This window comes from Bordetella tumbae, assembly GCF_054780995.1.
This window is the reverse complement of sequence record NZ_BAAGVG010000009.1, coordinates 1-20,640: the sequence shown is the minus strand read 5'-3', so window position 1 is coordinate 20,640 and position 20,640 is coordinate 1. Positions and strand designations below refer to the sequence as shown.

18 protein-coding genes and 1 tRNA gene are annotated in these 20,640 nt (G+C 58.7%); 13 read left to right on the top strand and 6 right to left on the bottom strand.

What is annotated here, in order from left to right:
* The first annotated feature begins 47 nt into the window (after nucleotides 1-47).
* The 5 genes from ACYVI2_RS06610 to ACYVI2_RS06590 all read left to right on the top strand — a co-directional run bounded on the left by ACYVI2_RS06610 (nucleotide 48) and on the right by ACYVI2_RS06590 (nucleotide 4,441).
* Complete coding sequence (locus ACYVI2_RS06610) at nucleotides 48-845, top strand: sulfurtransferase (protein WP_415820540.1); 798 nt, start codon at nucleotides 48-50, stop codon at nucleotides 843-845.
* Between the two features lie 17 nt (nucleotides 846-862).
* Complete coding sequence (locus tag ACYVI2_RS06605) at nucleotides 863-1,816, top strand: TauD/TfdA dioxygenase family protein (protein WP_415820541.1); 954 nt, start codon at nucleotides 863-865, stop codon at nucleotides 1,814-1,816.
* Nucleotides 1,817-1,881: 65 nt separating this feature from the next.
* Nucleotides 1,882-2,850 carry an ABC transporter substrate-binding protein gene (locus ACYVI2_RS06600; RefSeq protein WP_415820542.1) on the top strand — a complete coding sequence of 323 codons (969 nt, stop codon included), beginning with the start codon at nucleotides 1,882-1,884 and terminating at the stop codon, nucleotides 2,848-2,850.
* A complete protein-coding gene (locus tag ACYVI2_RS06595) occupies nucleotides 2,850-3,689 on the top strand; it encodes an ABC transporter permease (RefSeq protein WP_415820543.1) in 840 nt (279 codons plus the stop codon). Before ACYVI2_RS06600 ends, ACYVI2_RS06595 begins: the two co-directional genes overlap by 1 nt.
* A complete protein-coding gene (locus tag ACYVI2_RS06590; protein ID WP_415820544.1) occupies nucleotides 3,686-4,441 on the top strand; it encodes an ABC transporter ATP-binding protein in 756 nt (251 codons plus the stop codon). The genes ACYVI2_RS06595 and ACYVI2_RS06590 overlap by 4 nt, the downstream gene beginning before the upstream one ends.
* A 17-nt stretch (nucleotides 4,442-4,458) precedes the next feature.
* On the opposite strand, the gene ACYVI2_RS06585 is transcribed toward ACYVI2_RS06590, so the two are convergent.
* Both ACYVI2_RS06585 and ACYVI2_RS06580 read right to left on the bottom strand, forming a co-directional pair.
* Nucleotides 4,459-5,445, bottom strand: a complete 987-nt coding sequence (locus tag ACYVI2_RS06585) for an alpha/beta fold hydrolase (RefSeq protein WP_415820545.1) — start codon at nucleotides 5,443-5,445, stop codon at nucleotides 4,459-4,461.
* 193 nt (nucleotides 5,446-5,638) lie between these two features.
* Nucleotides 5,639-5,715, bottom strand: a tRNA-Arg gene (locus ACYVI2_RS06580).
* A gap of 232 nt (nucleotides 5,716-5,947) precedes the next feature.
* On the opposite strand from ACYVI2_RS06580, the gene ACYVI2_RS06575 reads away from it, so the two are divergent.
* The 3 genes from ACYVI2_RS06575 to ACYVI2_RS06565 all read left to right on the top strand — a co-directional run bounded on the left by ACYVI2_RS06575 (nucleotide 5,948) and on the right by ACYVI2_RS06565 (nucleotide 9,386).
* Nucleotides 5,948-7,243 (top strand): phospholipase A, encoded by a 1,296-nt coding sequence (locus ACYVI2_RS06575; RefSeq protein WP_415820546.1) that lies wholly within the window; start codon nucleotides 5,948-5,950, stop codon nucleotides 7,241-7,243.
* A gap of 88 nt (nucleotides 7,244-7,331) precedes the next feature.
* The gene (locus ACYVI2_RS06570; RefSeq protein ID WP_415820547.1) at nucleotides 7,332-7,976 is read left to right on the top strand and encodes a flavin reductase family protein; all 645 of its coding nucleotides are present in this window, start codon (nucleotides 7,332-7,334) and stop codon (nucleotides 7,974-7,976) included.
* A gap of 147 nt (nucleotides 7,977-8,123) precedes the next feature.
* A complete protein-coding gene (locus tag ACYVI2_RS06565) occupies nucleotides 8,124-9,386 on the top strand; it encodes an MFS transporter (RefSeq protein WP_415820548.1) in 1,263 nt (420 codons plus the stop codon).
* Between the two features lie 40 nt (nucleotides 9,387-9,426).
* Here the strand turns inward: ACYVI2_RS06565 and prpR are convergent, their stop codons facing one another.
* The gene (gene prpR / locus ACYVI2_RS06560) at nucleotides 9,427-11,352 is read right to left on the bottom strand and encodes a propionate catabolism operon regulatory protein PrpR (protein WP_460490280.1); all 1,926 of its coding nucleotides are present in this window, start codon (nucleotides 11,350-11,352) and stop codon (nucleotides 9,427-9,429) included.
* Between the two features lie 178 nt (nucleotides 11,353-11,530).
* Between prpR and ACYVI2_RS06555 the strand changes: the two genes are divergently transcribed.
* From ACYVI2_RS06555 to ACYVI2_RS06545, 3 genes are read left to right on the top strand one after another with little or no spacing between them, the layout of a single operon-like run.
* The gene (locus ACYVI2_RS06555) at nucleotides 11,531-12,727 is read left to right on the top strand and encodes a CaiB/BaiF CoA transferase family protein (protein ID WP_415820560.1); all 1,197 of its coding nucleotides are present in this window, start codon (nucleotides 11,531-11,533) and stop codon (nucleotides 12,725-12,727) included.
* 13 nt (nucleotides 12,728-12,740) lie between these two features.
* A complete protein-coding gene (locus tag ACYVI2_RS06550; protein WP_415820549.1) occupies nucleotides 12,741-13,664 on the top strand; it encodes a hydroxymethylglutaryl-CoA lyase in 924 nt (307 codons plus the stop codon).
* 53 nt (nucleotides 13,665-13,717) lie between these two features.
* Nucleotides 13,718-14,737: a Bug family tripartite tricarboxylate transporter substrate binding protein gene (locus ACYVI2_RS06545; RefSeq protein ID WP_415820550.1), complete on the top strand. Its 1,020-nt coding sequence runs from the start codon at nucleotides 13,718-13,720 to the stop codon at nucleotides 14,735-14,737.
* Between the two features lie 10 nt (nucleotides 14,738-14,747).
* Here ACYVI2_RS06545 and ACYVI2_RS06540 read toward each other — a convergent pair whose 3' ends face one another.
* Together ACYVI2_RS06540 and ACYVI2_RS06535 are read right to left on the bottom strand one after the other, a co-directional pair.
* Complete coding sequence (locus ACYVI2_RS06540) at nucleotides 14,748-15,401, bottom strand: VOC family protein (protein ID WP_415820551.1); 654 nt, start codon at nucleotides 15,399-15,401, stop codon at nucleotides 14,748-14,750.
* Nucleotides 15,402-15,560: 159 nt separating this feature from the next.
* Complete coding sequence (locus ACYVI2_RS06535) at nucleotides 15,561-17,117, bottom strand: AMP-binding protein (protein ID WP_415820552.1); 1,557 nt, start codon at nucleotides 17,115-17,117, stop codon at nucleotides 15,561-15,563.
* A gap of 221 nt (nucleotides 17,118-17,338) precedes the next feature.
* Between ACYVI2_RS06535 and ACYVI2_RS06530 the strand changes: the two genes are divergently transcribed.
* Nucleotides 17,339-18,325 carry a Bug family tripartite tricarboxylate transporter substrate binding protein gene (locus ACYVI2_RS06530; protein ID WP_415820553.1) on the top strand — a complete coding sequence of 329 codons (987 nt, stop codon included), beginning with the start codon at nucleotides 17,339-17,341 and terminating at the stop codon, nucleotides 18,323-18,325.
* Nucleotides 18,326-18,378: 53 nt separating this feature from the next.
* On the opposite strand, the gene ACYVI2_RS06525 is transcribed toward ACYVI2_RS06530, so the two are convergent.
* Complete coding sequence (locus ACYVI2_RS06525; RefSeq protein ID WP_415820554.1) at nucleotides 18,379-19,278, bottom strand: LysR family transcriptional regulator; 900 nt, start codon at nucleotides 19,276-19,278, stop codon at nucleotides 18,379-18,381.
* An 86-nt stretch (nucleotides 19,279-19,364) separates the two neighbouring features.
* Between ACYVI2_RS06525 and ACYVI2_RS06520 the strand changes: the two genes are divergently transcribed.
* The gene (locus ACYVI2_RS06520) at nucleotides 19,365-20,522 is read left to right on the top strand and encodes an acyl-CoA dehydrogenase family protein (RefSeq protein ID WP_415820555.1); all 1,158 of its coding nucleotides are present in this window, start codon (nucleotides 19,365-19,367) and stop codon (nucleotides 20,520-20,522) included.
* Nucleotides 20,523-20,640: the final 118 nt, after the last annotated feature.

Sequence of the window (20,640 nt, the reverse complement as noted above, 5' to 3'; positions counted from 1 at the left end):
GTGCGACGTCGACACACTGTGCCTGCAGCATCAACGAGGATCGCCCCATGGCTACTTTCAAACTTGTCACACCCACCTGGGTCTCACAGAACCTGAACGATGAGACGCTGGTCCTGATTGATGCGCGCTCGCCTGCCGATTACTGGCGCGGCCATATCGCTGGCGCCAGAAATTTTGATCCCGCCTTGCTGTCGATCGTGCGCACGGATCCCGCCTCCCTGACACGGTTCCAGGCCGTACTAGCGTGGGCGCTATCTGCCTTGGGCCTCACCGCAGAATCGCACGTCGTGATTATCGGCGCACAAAATGATGCCCCCTCGGCCAAGACCGCCTGGGCATTTGCTTATGCAGGAATCCAGCATATTTCACTGTTGGACGGTGGCTTGGCGGCCTGGCCTGGCGAACATGTCACGACGGCAGCTTCCTGGCCGGCGACCCCATTTGTGTTGACGCCTCAATCAGAATATTTGGCTACCGCTCAGGATGTACTGGCCGCGACCCAGCAGAACCGCGCTGTCCTGGATGCCCGGTCACGGGAGGAATTTGACGGCGTACGCAGCAATGCCGGCCGCAAAGGCCGCATTCCTGAGGCCAAGTTCTGGGACAACAGCCTCGAATTGAACGGCGACGGGCAATACGCCGGCACCCATGGAGTCACCTCCCAGGCACAGCAGATTGGCATTACCCCTCAGGACAACCCCATTGTCTATTGCGGAGGCGGAGGACGTGCCGCGCGCACCTTTGTTGCCCTGCAACTGGCCGGGCAACAGACCGCGGTCTATCCCGCCTCGTGGCTGGAATGGGGCACCGACCCGCAGTATCCCATCCAATCGCCCAGCGCCTGATCCTAGAAAAAACGACCATGTCTCTTTCCGCCACTCTCCCCGCTGCGCCCCCCGTTACGAACGGCATCTATGTCGATGACGAAAAACTGGACAGGATTCAGTCTAAAGTCCTGGATTTCACGCAATATCCTCATGATGTTGCGACGTTGGGCGACATCAATATTGCGCCCTACTCTGCGACGGTAGGTGCGACTGTGCACGGTCTGCGAATAAGGCCCGATAGCGACGTTGCCCCTGCCGTGCGCGACTTTCTATATAGAGGCCTGCTACGCCATGGATTTCTGAGCTTTGAGCCGGGAACTGTAGACGCTCAGTCCTTTGAACGGCTGGTCTCACTGTTTGGCCAAGTAAAGCTCTTGAATACGCCGTACACCCCTGGCTCGGGAAAGACGGGACAGCTCAACGCCATCGACTCATCCATCAAGCGCACGCGGATGAACTACATCTGGCATATCGACCAGTCGTTCCAGAACGTGCAGCCTCCTTTTACGTCCTTGTTCGCTCAAGAAGTGCCCGGTACCGGTGGAGACACGGTGTTCTCCAATGCGACCGCAGCCTATGACCTGCTCGACCCCGCATTGGCGGCCTATTTTGAATCGCTGACGGCAGTGCATGACGTCGAGACCCAGGGATTCCTGACGTTGGCGTATCACGACCTTGCACAACGCGCGGGGCAGCGTGAGAAATATCCGTCGATCGAGGTCCCTCTCATTCGCACACACCCCGAAACAGGACGGAAGCAGATCTTCGCCAACGAACTCTATACCCAGCGCATCCTGGGTGTCACGCGACGCACCAGTCAAGCTTTGCTGGACGTGCTGTTCGACGCTATCTCTGCCCCTGAAGTGCAGGCGCGCCATCGCTGGACGGACGGCGTAGCCTTGATCTGGGATAACCGCACAGTACAACACCGTGGGGTGCCCGATTTTGGCGGCAAGCGTCGCGTCCTGCATCGTGCACTGGTGCTATGAGCCTCACCACGATCGCACCTCGAACATAACCATAAACACATATCGCAACCGCACAAGGGATCCGCATGCAGCGCAGAACTTTTCTTCAATCCGCCAGCGTGTTGGCAGCGGCCAGCCTATTTTCCGTAGCGCGAGCCGCTGAGCAAAGCGCAGTCCGTATCACGTTGCCATCGGCCGGCAGTGCCGGGTCTGCGTGGCGACCGCTGATAGACAGCCAGCATTTGAATACTGACTCAACATTGAACTTGAACTGGATCACGGCAGATCCGGGGAAAATGCAGGTTCAGCTCAGCGCCGGCTCACTTGATGTCGGCGTGTTTGGCGCGGTGGGCCTTGCCACGCTGGTCAATCGCGGCAGTGACATCGTATTGTTCGGCCCCGCATTGAACAACCACGGCCGCTGGATCGTGCGTAACGACAGCCCCTATAAAGAGCCAAAGGACCTGATCGGCAAGACCATAGCGACGACGGCCGAGACCAGTGAGACGTATCTGCAGGCCAGAATTGCGGCCTCGCTGATCGGCATCGATCTGAAAAAAGACGTCAAGGTCATCCATGGCTCACCGACCGCAAATCTGGCATTGTTTGAACGCGGCGATGTCGAAGCCATCATTACGCTGGAGCCCACGGCAACACGCTTGGTGGGCCGCGGTGCACGCGAAATCGCCCGTGTGGCGGATCTCTGGAAACAGGCCACAGGCCAAACAGAAGACCCCTTTCTCGTAGGCCTGGCGGCCAGCCGCACGTGGTTCGACGCCAATCGCGAGACGGCAAAACAATTGGCAGCGCTGTTCGAACGATTCGGCCAGGCAATACATGCCAATCCAGACAGCCTGAAGACCATCGCTCAAGACCTCGGGATCAAAGCCGATGAAACCCAGGCGATCGACTTATTGCCGCAACGCCTGGCGCCAGCCTATTCCACTCGCTGGGATGACGGCGTATTTGCCACCATCGACAAACAAATCCAGACAGCCGTGAAACTCGGACTGCTGGATCGAACGCCTGACCGCACTATTTACGTAAAAGCCTGATGGACGCCAAAGAACTGACTCTGGACGTAACGCGTCCGACCCATCCAGAACGCGCCGTGCCCGTGGGGCAGCGCCTGCGCGGCGCATGGCATCGGCTGGCGCCACAGATACTTTTCTTTATCGTACTGATCGCGTCTTGGGAAGTGATGGCGCGCGCGGCGCACTCCCCCCTGGTACCTAACAGCGCCGCCATCGCCCATGAGTTGATCAAAATCTGCCTGAGCGGTTTTGCCCCGGTCGAGATCGGCAATACCTTCCTGCGTATGTCGCTGGGATTTCTACTGGCACTGGCCATTGCCTTGCCTATAGGGATACTGACCGCGGTGTCTCGCTTTGCGGAGCGGTTCTTTGAGCCGGGCATTATTCTGGGGTTGACCGTGCCCGGCCTGGTCTGGGCATTGCTGTGCGTAATCTGGTTCGGCGTCAGTCTGGCGTCACCCGTTGTCGCGGTGGCTTTGGGTGTGCTGCCCGCACTCATCATCTCAGTGCAACAAGGCGTCCGTTCGCTGGCACACGAGCTCGTCGAAATGGTACAGGTATTCCGCCTGCCCACGTCGATCGTATTGCGCCGCATCTGGCTGCCCGTCCTTTACAGCTTCATCGTTTCAGGGTGCAGAGTCGGTTTTTCCATTGCCTGGAAAGTGATCGTATTAGTCGAGATCTTTGGCATGTCCGACGGCGTGGGCTATCAACTCAATGCGCAGTTCAGCACGCAAAATGTCGAAGGCGTGATTGCATGGACGCTCTCCTTTTGGGTCGCCATGCTACTGGTCGAACACGGCATATTTCAGCCATTGGAGCGGCATGCGAATCGTTGGAAAAAAGGGACTGCGGTATGAGCAGCAATATCCATATTGAGTCCATCGAAAAGCGATATCCGGCGCGTGGCGCCGATCCCGAGAAACTGGTTCTGAGGGCATTCGACTTTCGTATTCGTTCCGGCGAATTGGTGGCGCTGGTCGGCCCTTCCGGCTGCGGCAAGTCAACGGTTCTGAATCTCATCGCAGGCTTGGATAAACCCACGCGCGGGGCCGTGGCCTTTGACCGGCCTGTCGATGCCATCAATCTCAGTGTCGTCTTTCAACAACCGCGGCTGCTCGACTGGCTCAGTGTCCAGGAAAATGTCGGTATTGTGCTGACGCGCAGCCATGCAGCCTTGTCACAACAACAGGCAACGGTTCGAAGCCTGCTCGAGAAAGTCGAACTGCCGGAACACGCAAATGCCTATCCACAATTTCTGTCCGGTGGGCAGCGTCAACGCGTGTCGATTGCGCGGGCTTTCGCGACTACCCCCGATGTCCTGCTGCTGGACGAACCATTCAGCGCTTTGGATGAGCTGACCGCCCGACGCCTGCGCCTGCTGTTGCAATCGTTATGGCTGGACGAAAGTCGCCAACGCCCTACCGGGGTACTGGTCACTCACAATATGCTGGAAGCGGCTTTTCTGGCAGACAGAATCGTCGTGATGGGAGGAACACCGGCTGAAATCCGCGACGTGATCCAGGTTGAGATCGAGCGCCCCCGTCACCCGGACGACCCCGCGTTATTCGAGGTGCATCGCCGGGTAATGGAGGCACTGCAAAGCAGCTAGGCCAGTGCCAATGCCGCTCAACTCCGAATAAACGCGAGCAAGTCCGCATTGAATTTGTCCTTGTGCGTATCAGTCAGGCCGTGAGGCGCACCGGGATATTCAATCAACTTAGCGTTCTTGATCAGCTTGGCCGACGCCCGGCCCGCGGCATCAATTGGCACGACCTGGTCATCGTCGCCATGAATGACCAGCGTCGGCACGTCGAATTTCTTGAGGTCTTCCGTCATATCGGTTTCGGAGAATGCCTTGATCGAATCATAGGTATTCTTGTGCCCGCCGAGCATGCCCTGCATCCACCACAGATCGATCAGCGGCTGCGACACCTTGGCGCCGGGGCGATTGAATCCGTAGAACGGTCCCGACGGGAAATCACGATACAGCTGCGAGCGATTGGCCAATTGGGCCGCGCGCAGGCCATCGAACACCTCGATGGGCGTTCCATTGGGATTGCTGGGCGTCTTCAGCATAAATGGCGTCACGGCCGAGACCAGGACAGCTTTTGCAACGCGCTTGGTGCCATGACGGCCGATATAACGCGCGACTTCGCCCCCGCCGGTGGAGAACCCGACCAGGACCACGTTCTTCAGGTCCAGCGTTTCGATGACGGTAGCCAAATCATCGGCATAGGTGTTCATGTCGTTGCCCTTCCACGGCTGGCTGGAACGTCCATGGCCGCGCCGATCGTGCGCGACGGTACGATACCCTTGTGAGGACAGGAACAACATCTGCGATTCCCAGCTATCGGAGTTCAACGGCCATCCGTGGCTGAAAACGATGGGCTGGCCTTCGCCCCAGTCCTTGTAGTAGAGCTGGGTGCCGTCCTTGGTCACGATGGTTGAGCTGGACGCGGCAGCACCACGCTGAGCCGTCCCGGCTGGCGCGACCGCCTTGGCCGCAGCGGGCTGAGACATGCCGGCGGCCAATAGGGTCCCTACGGCGGTGGCCCCGCCAATCAGGACATTGCGGCGCGATGAAGTTTCTTTGCTTGCGGTATGGTCAGACATGAGATCGGTCCTCGTCGTTTTCAATGGGATGTGATCGACGAGGAGGCTCTGCTCCAATGCACCGATCACGTTCGTTGATACTGCGAGGAGATCGTATGTCTGGCGCTATTGAGGCGGTAGCCATGCGAAAGGACGCATGGTGTTGCCTGCCGCGCAGCAATGCTGCGGGAGGGTGTATCAGGGCCCCAGGGGCTGGCCCGCCCTACACGATTCGAACGTGTGACCGCTCGCTTAGAAGGCGAGTGCTCTATCCAACTGAGCTAAGGGCGGGTATTGAGGCCGTGCGTATGATAACGCGCGGCAATTGTACCGTCTCACGGCGGGCGGCTTGAGTCCACAGAATGTAAAAACTCATCGGAATCGTGATAAATATCCCGCGATCTGCGCCTGATACCCTGAGACGTACGACACAATCATTACATTTTACATGCCGTTGCAGTAGCATCCTGGCACCGGAACGTGACGATGCTACATTGCCTCGTCGTCTTATCTCTGCCTGATTATGCTTTCGGATACGGTTTCCTCGTTTTCTGGCGCGTTGCGCCCCCTGGTTTTAACCGCCCTGCTCGCCGCGGCGATGCCTGCGGCAGCCGGGATCACTTACCAGCTGGAGCGGCCGTCGGCGGCGCCAGGCGAAACGGTGCAAATTCAAGCCGTTCTCTTTAATGATGGGACAGCGGCGACGAACTGGCGTCCCCCCACTCAACTGGTCGTACAGTGGCGCGGAACGGACGGCAATATCGTGCGCAGCCTGGCAACACTGGCCAGCCCGCAGGCGGCAATGAACATCCCGGTCAACAATTTTGCTCGCATGGCATGGACGACTGTGGTGCCCCAACAGGCGAAAGGCCTGCAGGCGCTATCCATCGAAGGCGAACCCGCCATGATGGCGTTGGACGTCTCGGGCCGGGAAACCGGTACGCTGGCCAGCACGCCGGCAAACAGTCCGGTGATCGATCCAGCTACGGGCCAGCCCGTGCCTGCCGCAGCCGTCTCGGCGGCTGGCGCACAACCCGATGCAGGTCCGGCACCCGATCAGTCAGCACTGGCGCAAGTGGAGAACAAGCCTTCGGGATTCGATGCGTTCCGCGGCGCGCTCTCGGAGTATGAACCGATTTATTTCGATATCGGTACGCGTGGCGGGACGACGGCCCGCTTTCAGATCAGTGCCAAATATCGCTTATTCAATCCGCCCAGTGGCCGTGCGCCGACCTTTGGAGAGAACTTCTACATCGGCTATACGCAACGCTCGCTGTGGGATCTGGAAGGCGATTCCATGCCGTTCATCGACACTACGTTCAATCCCAGCGTGTTCTGGCTCAACGACAACATGTGGAACTCGAACAACCAGAATTGGCGTCTGGGCCTGAATACAGGTGTCGAACACATGTCCAACGGCAAGGACGGAGACGACTCGCGCTCGTTGAACGATTTCTATGTCCAACCGGCCATCAACTACCGATTCGATAGCGGCAGCACGCTGACTTTCGCACCCAGGATCAAGGCCTATTTTGGGGTGGAGGACGAGAACTCCGACTACACCGACTATGCGGGACATGTGGACTGGAATCTGCGTTGGGCGCAAGACAACGGCGCGGTGATATCCGCGATGTATCGCCAGGGTGCAAGCCGTCACCGTACGACTCAGCTGGATTTTGCCTGGCCGCTGAAACGGACCTGGCTGGATATGAACGGCTATCTGCATCTGCAGTACTTCAACGGCTATGGCGAAACTTTGCTGGGCTATAACCAGCGCAACGAATCGCAGTTCCGTATCGGTCTGTCGCTAGTGCCATAATGGTGCGTATGCTGTATCGCTGACGAGGCCCGCATGACTGTGCGGGCCGCCTACGTGGTACGCCCCGCCAACACATACGAGCCTGACCATGTATTTCGATATCTCTGCACTGAAAGGGAATAACGCCTACAAGCTGATGACGGCGACGATCGTGCCGCGTCCGATCGCGTGGATCGTGAGCCAGGATGAACAAGGCCGCAATAACGCCGCACCGTTCTCATTTTTTGGCGCGATGTCGGGCGAGCCACCTGTGGTGTGCATTGGCATAGGCACGCGGCCGGAGGGCACGCACAAGGATACGGTCGCCAATCTGCACATCGGCGCCGGGTTCGTGATCAATATGGTGTCTTCGGAACTGATGGCTCAGATGAACGTCACGGCGATCGATTTCGCGCCTGGTGTGGACGAGCTGCAAGCGGCCGGCCTGGAAATCGCCGCCTCGAACAAGGTGGCGCCGCCTCGTATCGCGGCCAGCCCAGTCGCCATGGAATGCCGCGTACAGCAGCATCTAGATGTCTCTGCCCATCGGCGCATCATCGTGGCCGATATCCTGGCCATGCATATTCGTGATGATGCCGTGCTGGATGCGGAACGGTGCCATATCGACACGCCCAGCCTGGACCTGGTGGGCAGAATGCACGGCGGCGGCTGGTACAGCATTCAGAACAAGCTGGTAGAGCTGCCTCGCATGACCGAGACCCAATGGCGTGATCTCACGCCTTCCGAAGAATAAAGCCTGGCCTCGCCGGATAGCCGGCGGCGCATTTGCGCAAAGTTCGATAGCCGTACAGCGCCAAGCGCATTTTCCCAAAATGTCCGACAATTCCCGTCCAGGGCACCCGATCTAGAGGCAGCCCGCAAACAGGATACGGAGAAGGCAGTGGCTGGGACACGGAGTGGCAACTGGTATTTTGGGTGGAACATTGTCGCAGCAGCCACCCTGCTGACCTTGCTGACGGTGGGCATGCGCATGGGCGTAGGCCCATTTTTTCTGCCTATTGCCCGGGACTTGGGTTTCAGCCGCAGCCTTTTGTCGGGCATCGTCGCCATCGGCATGCTCTGCTATGGACTCGCCATGCCGGTGGCGGGCCTGCTGGTCGCCCGGCATGGCACGCGTTTTGTCCTGTTGCTGGGTACGGCGATTGTGGTCATCTCGAGTATCTGGTCCGTCAATGCCCACAGCGCGACGAGTTTCTTTCTGTCCTTTGGCGTGCTGTTGTCGATCGGATTGGGCTTTACGAGCCCCGTCGCGCTGACGCCTGTGCTGACTCGTTGGTTTACCCGGCGGCGCGGGATGGCGTTGTTCTTTTTGTCTACGGGATCCATGGCCGGAATCGCGATCATGACGCCCGTGCTGACTTTCGCTATTGAGTCTACGCACTGGCAGACTACGCTGCTGGGCTTTGCAGTGGTGTTCACGGCCATCACCGTTCCACTGGCCCTGTTCGTCATTCGCGATCAGGCGCCAGAACACACAGATCTGACGCCCGAGCAGATCGCCCGTAAATCAAGCAGCCGCCGCACCAGCATCCCTGAAAGCCTGAGCTTTCGCGAAGCCACGCGCACGCAACCATTCTGGCAGATCACGCTGGGACTCTTTGCCTGTGGGTTCAGCATGAACCTGCTGGGCACCCACGGTATGCCTATGCTGATGGATCATGGTTTTGACGCAACGACGAGCTCGCTGGGAATCGGATTGATTGGGCTGGTAGCGATATTCAGTACGCTGGTGCTGGGCCGGATTTCGGACAGCCTGCCGCGACGCCATATTCTGGCGGCGATTTATTTGATACGCGGCCTGGGGTTCTTTGCACTCATGGTGGTCGGTACGCACTGGGAACTCTATCTGGCAGCGGCGGTCGGCGGTATTGTCTGGGCTGGCAGCATTGCGATGTCGTCGGCGATTCTGGCCGATATCTATGGCGTTCGCATTGTGGGGGTCCTGTATGGCTGCGCCTATCTGGGCCATCAGGTGGGTGCGATGATCAGTTCGTGGCTGGGCGGCTGGGGCTATGAGACCTTTGGTACGCATTGGGTGGCCTTTGGCAGTGCGGGTGTCATTCTGCTGCTGGCCTCGTTGATATCTATACGTTTGCCCGCACAGGGATTCACGTTGATGGCGACGCCCAAGATGGCGCACTGAGTGGTATCGAAGGACATCTCGCGATTTCAACGCGTGAATGTCAATCCTCATTCATCCAGCGCCACAAGGTAGAGCGGCTGATGCCCAGGTGGCGTGCGGCTTGTTGGCGCCGCCCGCCGCACGCCTCGAGCGCCTGGATGGCGCGCGCTCGCAAAGACGCCTCGCCCGTGTTATTGGCCAAGGTTTGCGTACCCTCAAAGAGCTCTGGGCAATCATGTCGCAAGGCATCGTAATCAATCGCCTCAGGACTACCGTATTGAGAGAGGTATACGGCAATACGTTCGCTCATGTTTTCCAGCTCCCGGACGTTGCCAGGCCAAGAATATTGCTTTAACTGCGGCAACCACGGCGCAATGAGCGCTACGGTGTCTCGCGCTGGCATTGCGCCCAATCGGGACAGGCACCGAGCGACCAAAACGTGCAGCAAAGGCCCAATATCATCGGGGCGCTCCCGCAGTGCGGGCACGGCGAGACGCAGGGTATTGATGCGGTAATACAGGTCTTGGCGAAAACGCCGCTGCTCAATCATGTCGCGCAACGGCTGATGCGTGGCGACGATGATCCGTACATCAACGGGAATCGCGGCCGTTGCGCCGACACGGGTAATCTCGCGCTCTTGCAGCACGCGTAATAAGCGGCTTTGCAGGGGCAGCGGCATATCGCCGATCTCGTCGAGAAATATTGTCCCTGTGTGGGCAGCCTCGAACAGACCACGTTTACCGCCACGCCTGGACCCCGTAAATGCGCCCTCCTCGTACCCGAAGAGTTCGCTTTCCAGCAAGGACTCGGGAAACGAAGCGCAGTTCACCGCAACGAAAGGCCGATCGGCGCGGCGGCTGTCGTTGTGTATGGCTTGGGCGAATAGCTCTTTGCCGACGCCGCTCTCGCCCGCAATCAAGACGGTCAGATCGGTTTGAGCATAGCGGCGCGCTGCCTGTACCGCACGCAGAAAGCCCGGACTCTGGCCAATCAGCTCGTCGAATCGGTATTTCGCCGCATTCTGCCGGCGGCGTTGCTGCACCCGCAGGCTCGTATCTGCCTCGTGGATGCGGCCCGCGTCATAAAGCGTCAGCGCCGCGCCGACAATCGCACCCCGTTCGCGGATGGCCGTGCGGTTGACGATCCAGTCACGGCCGCCAAAGCGTTGCAAGCCTGCGCTTTCCTGCTGGCCCGTGTCCAATGTTGTACGCAGCGTCAGCTCGGGCCGCAACTGATCCAGAGCTTGCCCCGTCACGTCCTCGTCGTTGGCCGTCAACAAGCGTTGCATAGGCGGGTTGACGGCAATGATGCGATGATCCCGGTCTACAGCCAGCACGGCATCCTGCAAGCTGTGCAGTACGCCGTTGAGCTGTTCATAACGGCCAGCTTCCAGACGCGCGACACGCGCCAGTTCGATGGCGTCTTCGAAGCCCTTGCGCACGCTGGCCAGGGAATACGCCAACAGCCCATGCAACCCCGCCTGTTCAGCCAGCTCGACGACGAGACTGGATCCCACGATGACCTGAAAATTGTCGCGCCTCAGTTGCTCGAAACGCTGTCGCGCATCGTCGGGCGTCTGATATGCATGCTGCACGATCTCGATATTCAGGAGGTCTTTGACCGCGTCCAATTCGGGAATGGTACGCCCGTACATCACGACACCAACTCTGTTGGCAATACGCCGGGCCTTGATCAGGGCCTGCAGAATGTCGAAGCCCCCTAATTGAATCGTAGCAACCGGGGCCTGCAACCCGGCACGCAGAATACTGGCGTTGGAGCCCGCGCTCACAAAGGCGTCGACCAGTCCGCGGCTCAAGCGGTCCTGCGCAATGTCCAGCGCGCCGCCAAATGTGCCGTCTACGACTTCGATGTGAGCACGGCCGGTGTACTCGGCCACGACTGGCATGGCGAATTCCCGAATCTGCCGGTAGCTCAGGAAACACAGGCGAGGCAGGTCGGCACGTGTCGTCAGGTCTGCGTAGCTCATGGCGGTCCGTTCGTTTCAATGAGACATATTGACGTCTCAATTATGTCTCATAGAACATTCAAACCAAATCGATAAAAATAATTCATTTAAAAATCAAATAGTTATAAAAACAAAAAACTGGCACGGCCTTTGCATAAAGCATGTTTCTCACGCAACGCCTATGGACTGGAGGCTCGCTTTGGCGCTCGAACACATTACCGTGCTGGATTTGACTCATATGCTTTCGGGGCCCTACGGCACAATGCTGCTCGCCGACCTGGGTGCGCGCACCATCAAGGTCGAACCTCCGGGCAGTGGTGAAGGCACCCGCCGTTTGCTCGAACATGATCCCGATTACTCGCGCGACGGCATGGGCGCGTATTTCCTCACGTTGAACCGCAACAAACAAAGCGTGTGCATCGACCTGAAAAGCGAAACCGGCCTGGCGGTATTCAAAGACCTGGTACGCAGCGCGGACGTAGTGTTCGACAATTTCAGCGTCGGCGTGACGCAACGACTGGGCATCGACTACGCCGCACTATCAGAGATCAACCCGCGCATCATCACCTGCTCGGTGACGGGCTTTGGCAGTACCGGCCCCGACACGCAGCGCCCGGCGTTTGACCAAGTCGTACAGGCCATGGGCGGCGGCATGTCGATCACCGGCACGCCTGAACAAGGGCCCACGCGTAGCGGCATTCCGATCGGTGATCTGGGCGGAGGCGTGTTCGGGGCCATGGGTGTACTGGCCGCGTTAGCCGAACGAGAACGCACCGGCCGTGGGCAACATGTCGATGTATCCATGCTCGACGCACAGATCTCGTTGCTGAACTATATGGCGACCATGCATTTGATGTCTGGCATCGTACCCCAGGGCATAGGTAACAGCCATTTTGTGCATGTGCCCTATAACGCCTATCCCACTGCAGACGGCTACATCATTGTGGCGTGTATCGGTGATGCTTTCTGGAAACGGTTTCTGGAATGCATCGATCTGCCTGCGTTGCGCAAACCGGAATACGATTTGCAGCCAGGGCGTTTTGCTGCCAAAACACAGATCGACGCTATCGTCAGCGACGAACTGCGCAAACACCCGACCACGTACTGGTTGGAAAAATTGTCGGCGGCACGCATTCCATGCGGCCCGGTGAACAATTTCCAGCAGGCATTGAACGACGCGCAGGTGCGGGCACGGGATATGATCGTCGAGGTGCCGTTGAAGTCTGGACAGATGCTATCCATGCCCGGCAATCCCATCAAACTGTCGGCAGCAAACGAACGTCAATATGGCAGCCCGCCGGATTTAGGAGAGCACACGGACGCGGTGCTGGGTACCCTGCCTGGCTATGACCATGCGCGCCTGGCCGTACTGCGCGATAACGGCGCCATTGCCTGACCAGGAGCCGACCATGTCTCTGAACACCGTGATCATTACGGACGTTGCCCCGCGCGATGGGCTGCAGAACCAGCAGGTTCCTGTTTCCACTTCAGCCAAGTTTCAACTGATCCAGCTATTACACGAAGCAGGCGTGACAAGCATCGAGGCGACGAGTTTCGTATCGCCAAAGGCTGTGCCGCAAATGGCGGATGCAGCGGAATTGATGGCAGAAATCAACCGGCTTCTGCCACAACTGCGAGCATCGGCGCTCATTCCCAACCTGAAAGGATTGGAACGCGCCCATGCAGCAGGTGCGCGGGAAGTCGCCGTCGTACTGTCCGCGACGCAGACGATGAATCAGAAAAATATCAATATGGATCTCGTCACGGCAACGAACGTCTGCGAAGACACGCTGCACGCCGCACACGCGCTGGGCTTGCGCACACGCGCCTATATCGCAGTGGCCTTTGACTGCCCTTTCGAAGGTCCCACGGATCTGGACACGGTTGTAGCGTTGGCCGAACGTATGCATCAGGCAGGCGCAGAAGAAATTGTCATCGCTGACACCATAGGCTCGGCCTCGCCAGGTATGGTTAAAAACCATTTTGAAAGACTGGCCAGCGTGCTACCGATCGAGAAACTCGCGGCCCACTTTCATGACACGCGCGGCATGGCTACAGCTAATGCCTGGGCTGCAATACAAGCCGGCGTGCGGCGTTTCGACGCGAGTGTGGGAGGCATCGGCGGGTGCCCGTTTGCACCAGGTGCAGCCGGCAATGCTGCGACCGAAGACCTGGTATTGATGGCCGAACGCAGTGGCTTTACGACAAACATCGCGCTCCCGGGCTTGCTGAAAGCCATCGACTTTGCCGAAGCACAACTGGGCCGTGCCCTAGGCGGACGCAGCATCGCGTGGCTGAGGCGGCAATACGCAGCCGATAAGACCGCGTCATGATCAGCACATGACACGCGTCATCAACAATGCATAACAACACCAAGGAGACACACATGCCTATCCATCATTTCATCCAGCAGCGCCGTCAACTATTGACCCGCGCACTCACCTCGATCTGTGTCGCGATTACCGCATTCGGCGGTCCGCTGGCGCATGCCAATGAAACAGCAAAACAGTATCCCTCCCGCCCCATACGTCTCATTGTCCCGTTCGCACCCGGCGGAGTATCAGATACCGGCGCGCGCCTGGTCGCAGACAAACTCGGCCAACGCTTGGGACAGCAAATCATTGTGGACAACAAGCCCGGTGCATCGGGCAACATCGGCACGCACATGGCCGCCCAAGCCGCACCCGACGGCTACACCCTGCTGCTGGGATTTGATGGCACGCTGGTCATCAACCCATACGTGCACAAGGACATCCCATTCGATACGCTAAAAGACCTGGCCCCCGTGAGCAAGATCGGTGACGCTGCGCTGATCATCGTGGCGAACCCCAAAGTCCCAGCAAATACGTTGCAAGAGCTGATCGCGTACTCCAAGACACAACCTAAGGGCATTTCCTATGGCAGTGCCGGCGTAGGCAGCACGCCGCATTTGGCGGGTGAACTGTTGCGTCAACGTACGGGGATAAAGTTGGAGCACATTCCTTATAAAGGCGGTGGCCAGGCAATGGCGGACGTCGTAGGCGGCACACTGCCGCTGTTATATACCGCAGTCGCGGGCGCCTATCCCTATGTTGAACGCAAGCAGCTCAAAGCCATCGCCGTCAGCACAGAAAAACGCCTGCCCTCGTTGCCTGATGTGCCTACCGTATCAGAGTCCGGTGTGGACGGATTTGTATCGAACTCTTGGATAGGAATCCTGGCCCCGGCAAAAACACCGGCGGATATCGTCTCGAAGCTGCAACAGGCGATTCATGATGTAGTTCACACGCCCGAAACCGAAGCGCGCCTGGCAGGCCTGGGAATCACCGCGTCCGGTAATACCCCGCAGGAGTTTCGCCGACAGATCGAGACTGATCTCAAGACCTACAAGGCAGTCGTAAAAAGCGCGAATATCCAGGCTCAATGAACCGGAATAACTACGCCGAAAAATCGGCGGACAGCATACGCAGCCCATGAGGCGTACGGATATGGGCGATCAGGTGCGGCGATGTGCCGGCAGGCAGCGCCCGCACCTGTACTTTGCTGTTGTGCAGGTTCAACGCATCCAACGCATCACATATGCGATCAGGTTCGGGATGAAAGAGCTCTAAGGCTTGCAGTGTGCAGCCCTTGTCATCCAGCATGTTGGCGGGATGCGATGGAACGTCCCATTGGATCAAAGTGGGAGCCACGCCGCTCTCGGGCAGACTGCCATCTGCGGGAATCGTGATACGCCAGGCCAACGCACCCCGGGTCATGCTCTCGATCGGGCCCGTATCCCACGAGCAAGCAGCCTGAGCCGCAACGATATCGTCGGTACGTATCACCCAGGTTCCCAGCCTGGGCATCGACCCAGGCGCCATCTGGTCCAGTTCGAACCATCGAGACCGTTCCGGCGCCGAGGCGGTAGGATCGGCCGCGATGACTTCCAGATAAACATCGTCGCCCAGCCGCAGCAGTTTATTATGCGTGCCCATGCGAGGATGCTGCCCCCCTGCTTGCAGGGACACACCCAAAGCCTGTTCGACAAAACGTGTGCCACTGGCCAGGTCTGGCGCCACAACGGCAATGTGATCTAGGAAGGTCTGCATCGGGGCTCCTGGGGGTCCACAGCGCAAGCGAAGCTGGCTTCGCATCGGCCATCAAAGGACAGATAGTCTACCTCGACCTGCCCCATACCACCCTGTTGCGCGCATCAACGCCCACAACACGACAGCAGGCCGCGCGTGATGCGCCAGCCAACCAAGCTCCTAGCCTACCTTGCGTTCGAGGCCTTCCCAATACGCATCGCGCAACGGTTTACGTGCCAGTTTCCCATTCGCATTTTTTGGCAGTTCGGACACGATGTCGATACTGCGCGGCTTCTTGAAATCGGCCAGATGCGTGCGGCAATGTTCCATGAGCTCGGCCTGTCCCGTCTGAGCGCCGGGTTTCAGCACGAGTACTGCCTTGATCGATTCGCCCCATTTATCGTCGGGAATACCGAATACGCATGCCTCGTACACATCGGGGTGTTGATACAACGCCTGCTCGACCTCGGTGGGATAGACATTGAATCCGCCTGTGATGATCATGTCCTTCTTGCGGTCAACGATATAGACAAAACCCTCCTCGTCCATACGCGCCAGATCACCAGTATGCAGACGCCCGTCGCGCAATGCCTGCGCCGACAATTCCGGCTCGCCCCAATAACCGGCGAATACATCAGGACCGCGCACGGTAATCTCGCCCACCTCGCCCTGCGCCACAGGCAACCCATCATCACCGAGCAAGCAGAGTTCGCCTTCGCCAAACAATCGGCCGCAGGATGAGAGACGCTCTGGACGCGAAGCCAACGCATATGCATGGTCTGCCGTGCTCAGCAACGCAAGCCCGCCTGTAGTTTCGCCAGTGCCGTACCCTTGGCTCAGTTTCGGGCCCAGCGCCTCCCATGCCTCGCGCACGCGGGCCGGCGCCATCGGTGCGCCACCATAAGATATCTGGCGCAACGCGCTCAAGTCGTGACGATGCAAGCTGGGCTCGGCAATCAACATATTGATCATCGTCGGCACCATGAAACTGAACGCCGCACGATGCTTTGCCGCCGAAGCCAGAAAGGCCTCGGGGTCGAAACGATCATGCAGCAGGATAGTGCCCCCCTGGAACAGAAACGGCTGCATGAACATACCGCTGGCATGCGTGATGGGGCCTGCCAGCGCCAGCACCTCACCCGGATTGGCGCGCATACGGCCCATGACAACCTTGCGCAACGACGCCATGCGATTGCCCACCGTTTGCATCGCGGCTTTGAGTTTGCCGGTCGATCCTGATGTGAAATGCAGCACCGCCAGATCGCTTTCCACCATCTCGATATCGGGATTCCGATCCGCACCCGCCGCGATAAACGACTCGTATGAACGCCAGCCTTCGATCGCGTCGTTGCCCGTCACGATCATATGGCGCACGCTGTTCAACTCGCTCAAGACCGAGGCCACGCCTTCGCTATGCGCCGGGTCAACGATGAATACCGTCGCCTGGGCGTTATTGACCGTATCGACGACCTCCCGGCTGGACAGGCGTGCGTTCAACGCGACCTTGACCAGGCCTGCTTTGTACAGCGCGCATTCGAGTTCGATGATTTCAGGACAATTCCAGGCCTGAATCGCAACACGGTCCCCTTTGGCCAGCCCTAACCCCAGCAAGGCATTGGCCAAGCGATTCGAGCGCGTGTCGAGCTGACCAAAACTAATTGTCTTTTCACCATAGATGATGGCTGGCCGATCACGCCAATAGGTTGCGTTACGGCTGGTATATCGTCCTTGATTCATGGCTTGCTCCATCGTTTTTGCATGGCAGGATGGTGCAACCAGAGTCATGCTCGGCAAATAACCCGAACGAGTTTTTCAATGCCGCTGGGTTATCAAGCGAATATCATGCCGTAAAGTTATCGAGATACGCGTATAGGGCATCGCTCGATGAGCCTACGCAGGTTAAATCTGGCCACGACAGGCGCATTCGACAGCCTGCTTGCGATTCCTAGGAGACATTCGTGCAAATACGCGTTCATCGCCCCTGGCGAACCCTGGCCGCATTGGTGCTGGGTTTGGCGGCCCTGATTCCGGCTACCGTCCGAGCCGGCACATATCCCGATCGGCCCATACGTTTGGTGGTGCCCTTTACCGCTGGCGGCCAGTTCGATTACATCGCCCGCCTGGTGGCAGACCCCCTGGGGCGCGAACTGGGCCAGAACATCATTGTGGAAAATGTCGGGGGTGGCGGCGGCAGCATTGGCGGCGCGAAAGTCGTGAACTCGCCCGCGGACGGCTATACGCTGCTGGAATATGGCGGCAACTTTGCCATTGCCAAACATCTGACACCGAATCTGTCATTCGACCCTATAGCCGATCTGATACCCGTTTCCGGAATCAGCCTGTCGCCCCATGTCATTCTGGTCAACAGCAGTTTGCCCATTCATAACCTGGCCGAGTTGACCGCCTATTCAAAGGCCAATCCCGGCAAGCTGAGCTACGGCAGCCCTGGCGTAGGCTCATCCATGCATCTGACATTCGAGGCAGTCAAACAGCACTTCGGTATCGATGCCGTGCATGTGCCCTACCGCGGCGGCAGCAACATGATCAACGACCTGGCAGGCGGCCAGGTCGGCGTGGGCATCATCGCCGTGGCACCCGCCATGCCATTCATCGAGAGCGGCCGCGTGCGCGCCATTGCTGTGACCAGCCGGGATCGCGCCGGCTCATTGCCCGACGTACCGACAGTGGCAGAGGCCGGCTATAAAGATTTTGAAAGCGGCAGTTGGGGTGGCATTGCGGTACCCAAAGGCACGCCTGCCGATATCGTCAAGCGCTTGAATCAAGCCATGATCAAAGTCGTGAATCAACCCGACGTCAAGAAAGCACTGCAATCGCAGTCGTTCACGCCTATCGCTGGCACACAAGAGGAGTTTCGGGCACTGATCCAGGCCGAGTCGGACCGCTATGGCCCCCTGATCAAACAACTCGGGTTGCGCAACGAATAGGTTTGGCTTGGCCACCGCCATTGCCGGCGGCAGGCCTACGCGCATTTCGGCCGTCAACGCCCCTGTGCGCGCTCGCGCAGAATTTCGATCAGGCGTTCGGCCAGCGGCGATTGATAGCTGCCATGACGCGTCATGATGCCGATCTCGCGATGCCAGGTGACATCGTCGAGGGGCACCGCGGCCAAACCCTGCCCCGCCTCGGATCGCAGCGTGATCTCGCTGATCACAGTCAGCAAATCGGTACTCTGCAAAATGCTCACCAAGCTGGAGACCGACGAATTGGACTCGACCATGATGTTAGGCGGCGGAGCCCCATGCTGTTCGAACCTGGTTTCCAGCCAGCGGCGCGAGGCGACCTGCAAACCCGGCAGCATCCAGCTATAACCCAGCAGATGCTCAAAGCGGATCTGGGCTCGGCCAAAAATGGGATGCCCACGGCGGGCTGCGACAAAGAGACTGTCCCGAAACAGGGGAATGCGGTCAAACTCCGCAGGCGCAGCCGAATCGTGTAGCGAACTGATGGAAAAATCCAGGTCGCCCTGACGCAACGCCGGAATCAAGGCATCGTTGAGCGCAACCACCACATTGATTTTTGCAGCGGGCCGCTGCGCCATCAACTCGACACAAGCCTGATTAAACACCGGCTCCACCAGCAACGGTGTCACCCCTACACGCACTAGGCCTACACTGCCTCGATGCAAATCACCGGCCTCGCGCAATGCCTCGTCCAGCTCGCGCCGGGCTTGCAGGCTGCGCTGGTAAAACGCTTTCCCGGGCATGGTCAGTTCCATCCCCTTTGGCGTGCGCACGAACAATTGCAGCTTCAGCTCGTCCTCGAGGCGCCGGATCCCCTTGGTCAGCGCGGGTTGGCTGATCCCCATGCCATCAGCTGCGCGTCCTACGTGTCCGGCGCGCGCTACGGCCAGAAAATAGTCCAGATCTTCGAGTCGCATGATTCCGCCTGGTTATTGAACTCAAAGAAAAGATAATCACCAAGCGCGTTGGCGCTGTCAAGCTAGCACTTATTCCAGGAGACATCATGGCCCAAGACAGCCCCACACTCGCCGAGTTACGCGAACGCCTGCACCGTTATCTGCATAACGAACTGATTCCCATGGAGCGCGAGCGCGGCTTGGGATACGAGGACGAGTTTCCCCGCGAGCTGGTCAAATCGATTTGGCAACGCTCGCGCACCCTGGGCTTGTATGGCCTGCAATTGCCCAAGGAAATCGGCGGACAGGCCTTGCCGTACCGGGACCTATGTATCTTGAAAGACGATGCCGCCGCATCGGGCGCCATTCTGTTTCCGCATGTGTTGGGCGACTGGGGCGGACCGTCACGGATCGGCAATCTCGTGCGTTACGCCACGCCGTATCAGCTGGAACGCTACATCATGCCGGTAGTCCATGCCGAGCGTGGCGCCTGCTTTGCCATGACAGAGCCGCAGTCCGGCTCAGATGCCAGCAGCCTGCGCACACTCGCGGTAGAGGATGGTGAGGACTACATCATCACAGGCGTTAAACACTACATCACGGCATCGATGTTTGCCGACTTTGCGATCACGATGTGCGTGACCGATCCTGAAAAAGGCATGGATGGAATCTCGGCTATCCTGATCGATCTGGATCTGCCGGGAGTGCGGCTAGAGCATGATTGCGTGCCGATGACGGGACAATATGTCGATGCAGACATCGTGTTGGATCATGTGCGCGTGCCGAAAAAAAACCTGATCGGCAAACCGGGAGAAGGTTTCCGCATCGCGATGAACCGCGTCAGCGTCAATCGCCTGCTGCACTGTCCTACGATGATAGGGTTAGCGCGACAGGCCTTTCGCATGGCCGTCGATTACGCCAAAACACGCCAGCAGTTCGGCGGCCCGATCAGCCGCTTTCAAGCCATCCAGCACATGCTGGCTGATATGGCGACCTCGCTCTACGCCTGCGAGCAAATGGTATTGGGCGCTGCACAGCGCGCCGACGCGGGGGACGATGTACGCGAACTCGCGGCCATGTGCAAGCTCTTCGTATCCGAACGGTGTTTTGAAATCGCCGATAAAGCTATGCAAATACATGGCAACGTCGGCGTGACCAAAAATCATCCGGTGGAATTCATTTTTCGACGGTTGCGGTTATATCGGATAGTGACGGGTACCAGTGAGATACAGCGCAATACGATTGCGAAAGGGATTTTGGCGTAGTCACAGGCGGCATACGTGCTTGTCGCGATTTCGATGGAGATGAGTTCTGTTGGACGTCGAGGCGGGGCAGTGACCGTGTTGGCGCTTCACGGAGTCGGTCGGCCGCCTGCGCGGCCGA

What these genes read in the sequence shown, in the direction of transcription:
- ACYVI2_RS06610 (WP_415820540.1), top strand. Translation starts at nt 48, where the DNA reads ATGGCTACTTTCAAACTTGTCACACCCACCTGGGTCTCACAGAACCTG.
- ACYVI2_RS06605 (WP_415820541.1), top strand. Translation starts at nt 863, where the DNA reads ATGTCTCTTTCCGCCACTCTCCCCGCTGCGCCCCCCGTTACGAACGGC.
- ACYVI2_RS06600 (WP_415820542.1), top strand. Translation starts at nt 1,882, where the DNA reads ATGCAGCGCAGAACTTTTCTTCAATCCGCCAGCGTGTTGGCAGCGGCC.
- ACYVI2_RS06595 (WP_415820543.1), top strand. Translation starts at nt 2,850, where the DNA reads ATGGACGCCAAAGAACTGACTCTGGACGTAACGCGTCCGACCCATCCA.
- ACYVI2_RS06590 (WP_415820544.1), top strand. Translation starts at nt 3,686, where the DNA reads ATGAGCAGCAATATCCATATTGAGTCCATCGAAAAGCGATATCCGGCG.
- ACYVI2_RS06585 (WP_415820545.1), bottom strand. Translation starts at nt 5,445, where the DNA reads ATGTCTGACCATACCGCAAGCAAAGAAACTTCATCGCGCCGCAATGTC.
- ACYVI2_RS06575 (WP_415820546.1), top strand. Translation starts at nt 5,948, where the DNA reads ATGCTTTCGGATACGGTTTCCTCGTTTTCTGGCGCGTTGCGCCCCCTG.
- ACYVI2_RS06570 (WP_415820547.1), top strand. Translation starts at nt 7,332, where the DNA reads ATGTATTTCGATATCTCTGCACTGAAAGGGAATAACGCCTACAAGCTG.
- prpR (WP_460490280.1), bottom strand. Translation starts at nt 11,352, where the DNA reads ATGAGCTACGCAGACCTGACGACACGTGCCGACCTGCCTCGCCTGTGT.
- ACYVI2_RS06550 (WP_415820549.1), top strand. Translation starts at nt 12,741, where the DNA reads ATGTCTCTGAACACCGTGATCATTACGGACGTTGCCCCGCGCGATGGG.
- ACYVI2_RS06545 (WP_415820550.1), top strand. Translation starts at nt 13,718, where the DNA reads ATGCCTATCCATCATTTCATCCAGCAGCGCCGTCAACTATTGACCCGC.
- ACYVI2_RS06540 (WP_415820551.1), bottom strand. Translation starts at nt 15,401, where the DNA reads ATGCAGACCTTCCTAGATCACATTGCCGTTGTGGCGCCAGACCTGGCC.
- ACYVI2_RS06535 (WP_415820552.1), bottom strand. Translation starts at nt 17,117, where the DNA reads ATGAATCAAGGACGATATACCAGCCGTAACGCAACCTATTGGCGTGAT.
- ACYVI2_RS06525 (WP_415820554.1), bottom strand. Translation starts at nt 19,278, where the DNA reads ATGCGACTCGAAGATCTGGACTATTTTCTGGCCGTAGCGCGCGCCGGA.
- ACYVI2_RS06520 (WP_415820555.1), top strand. Translation starts at nt 19,365, where the DNA reads ATGGCCCAAGACAGCCCCACACTCGCCGAGTTACGCGAACGCCTGCAC.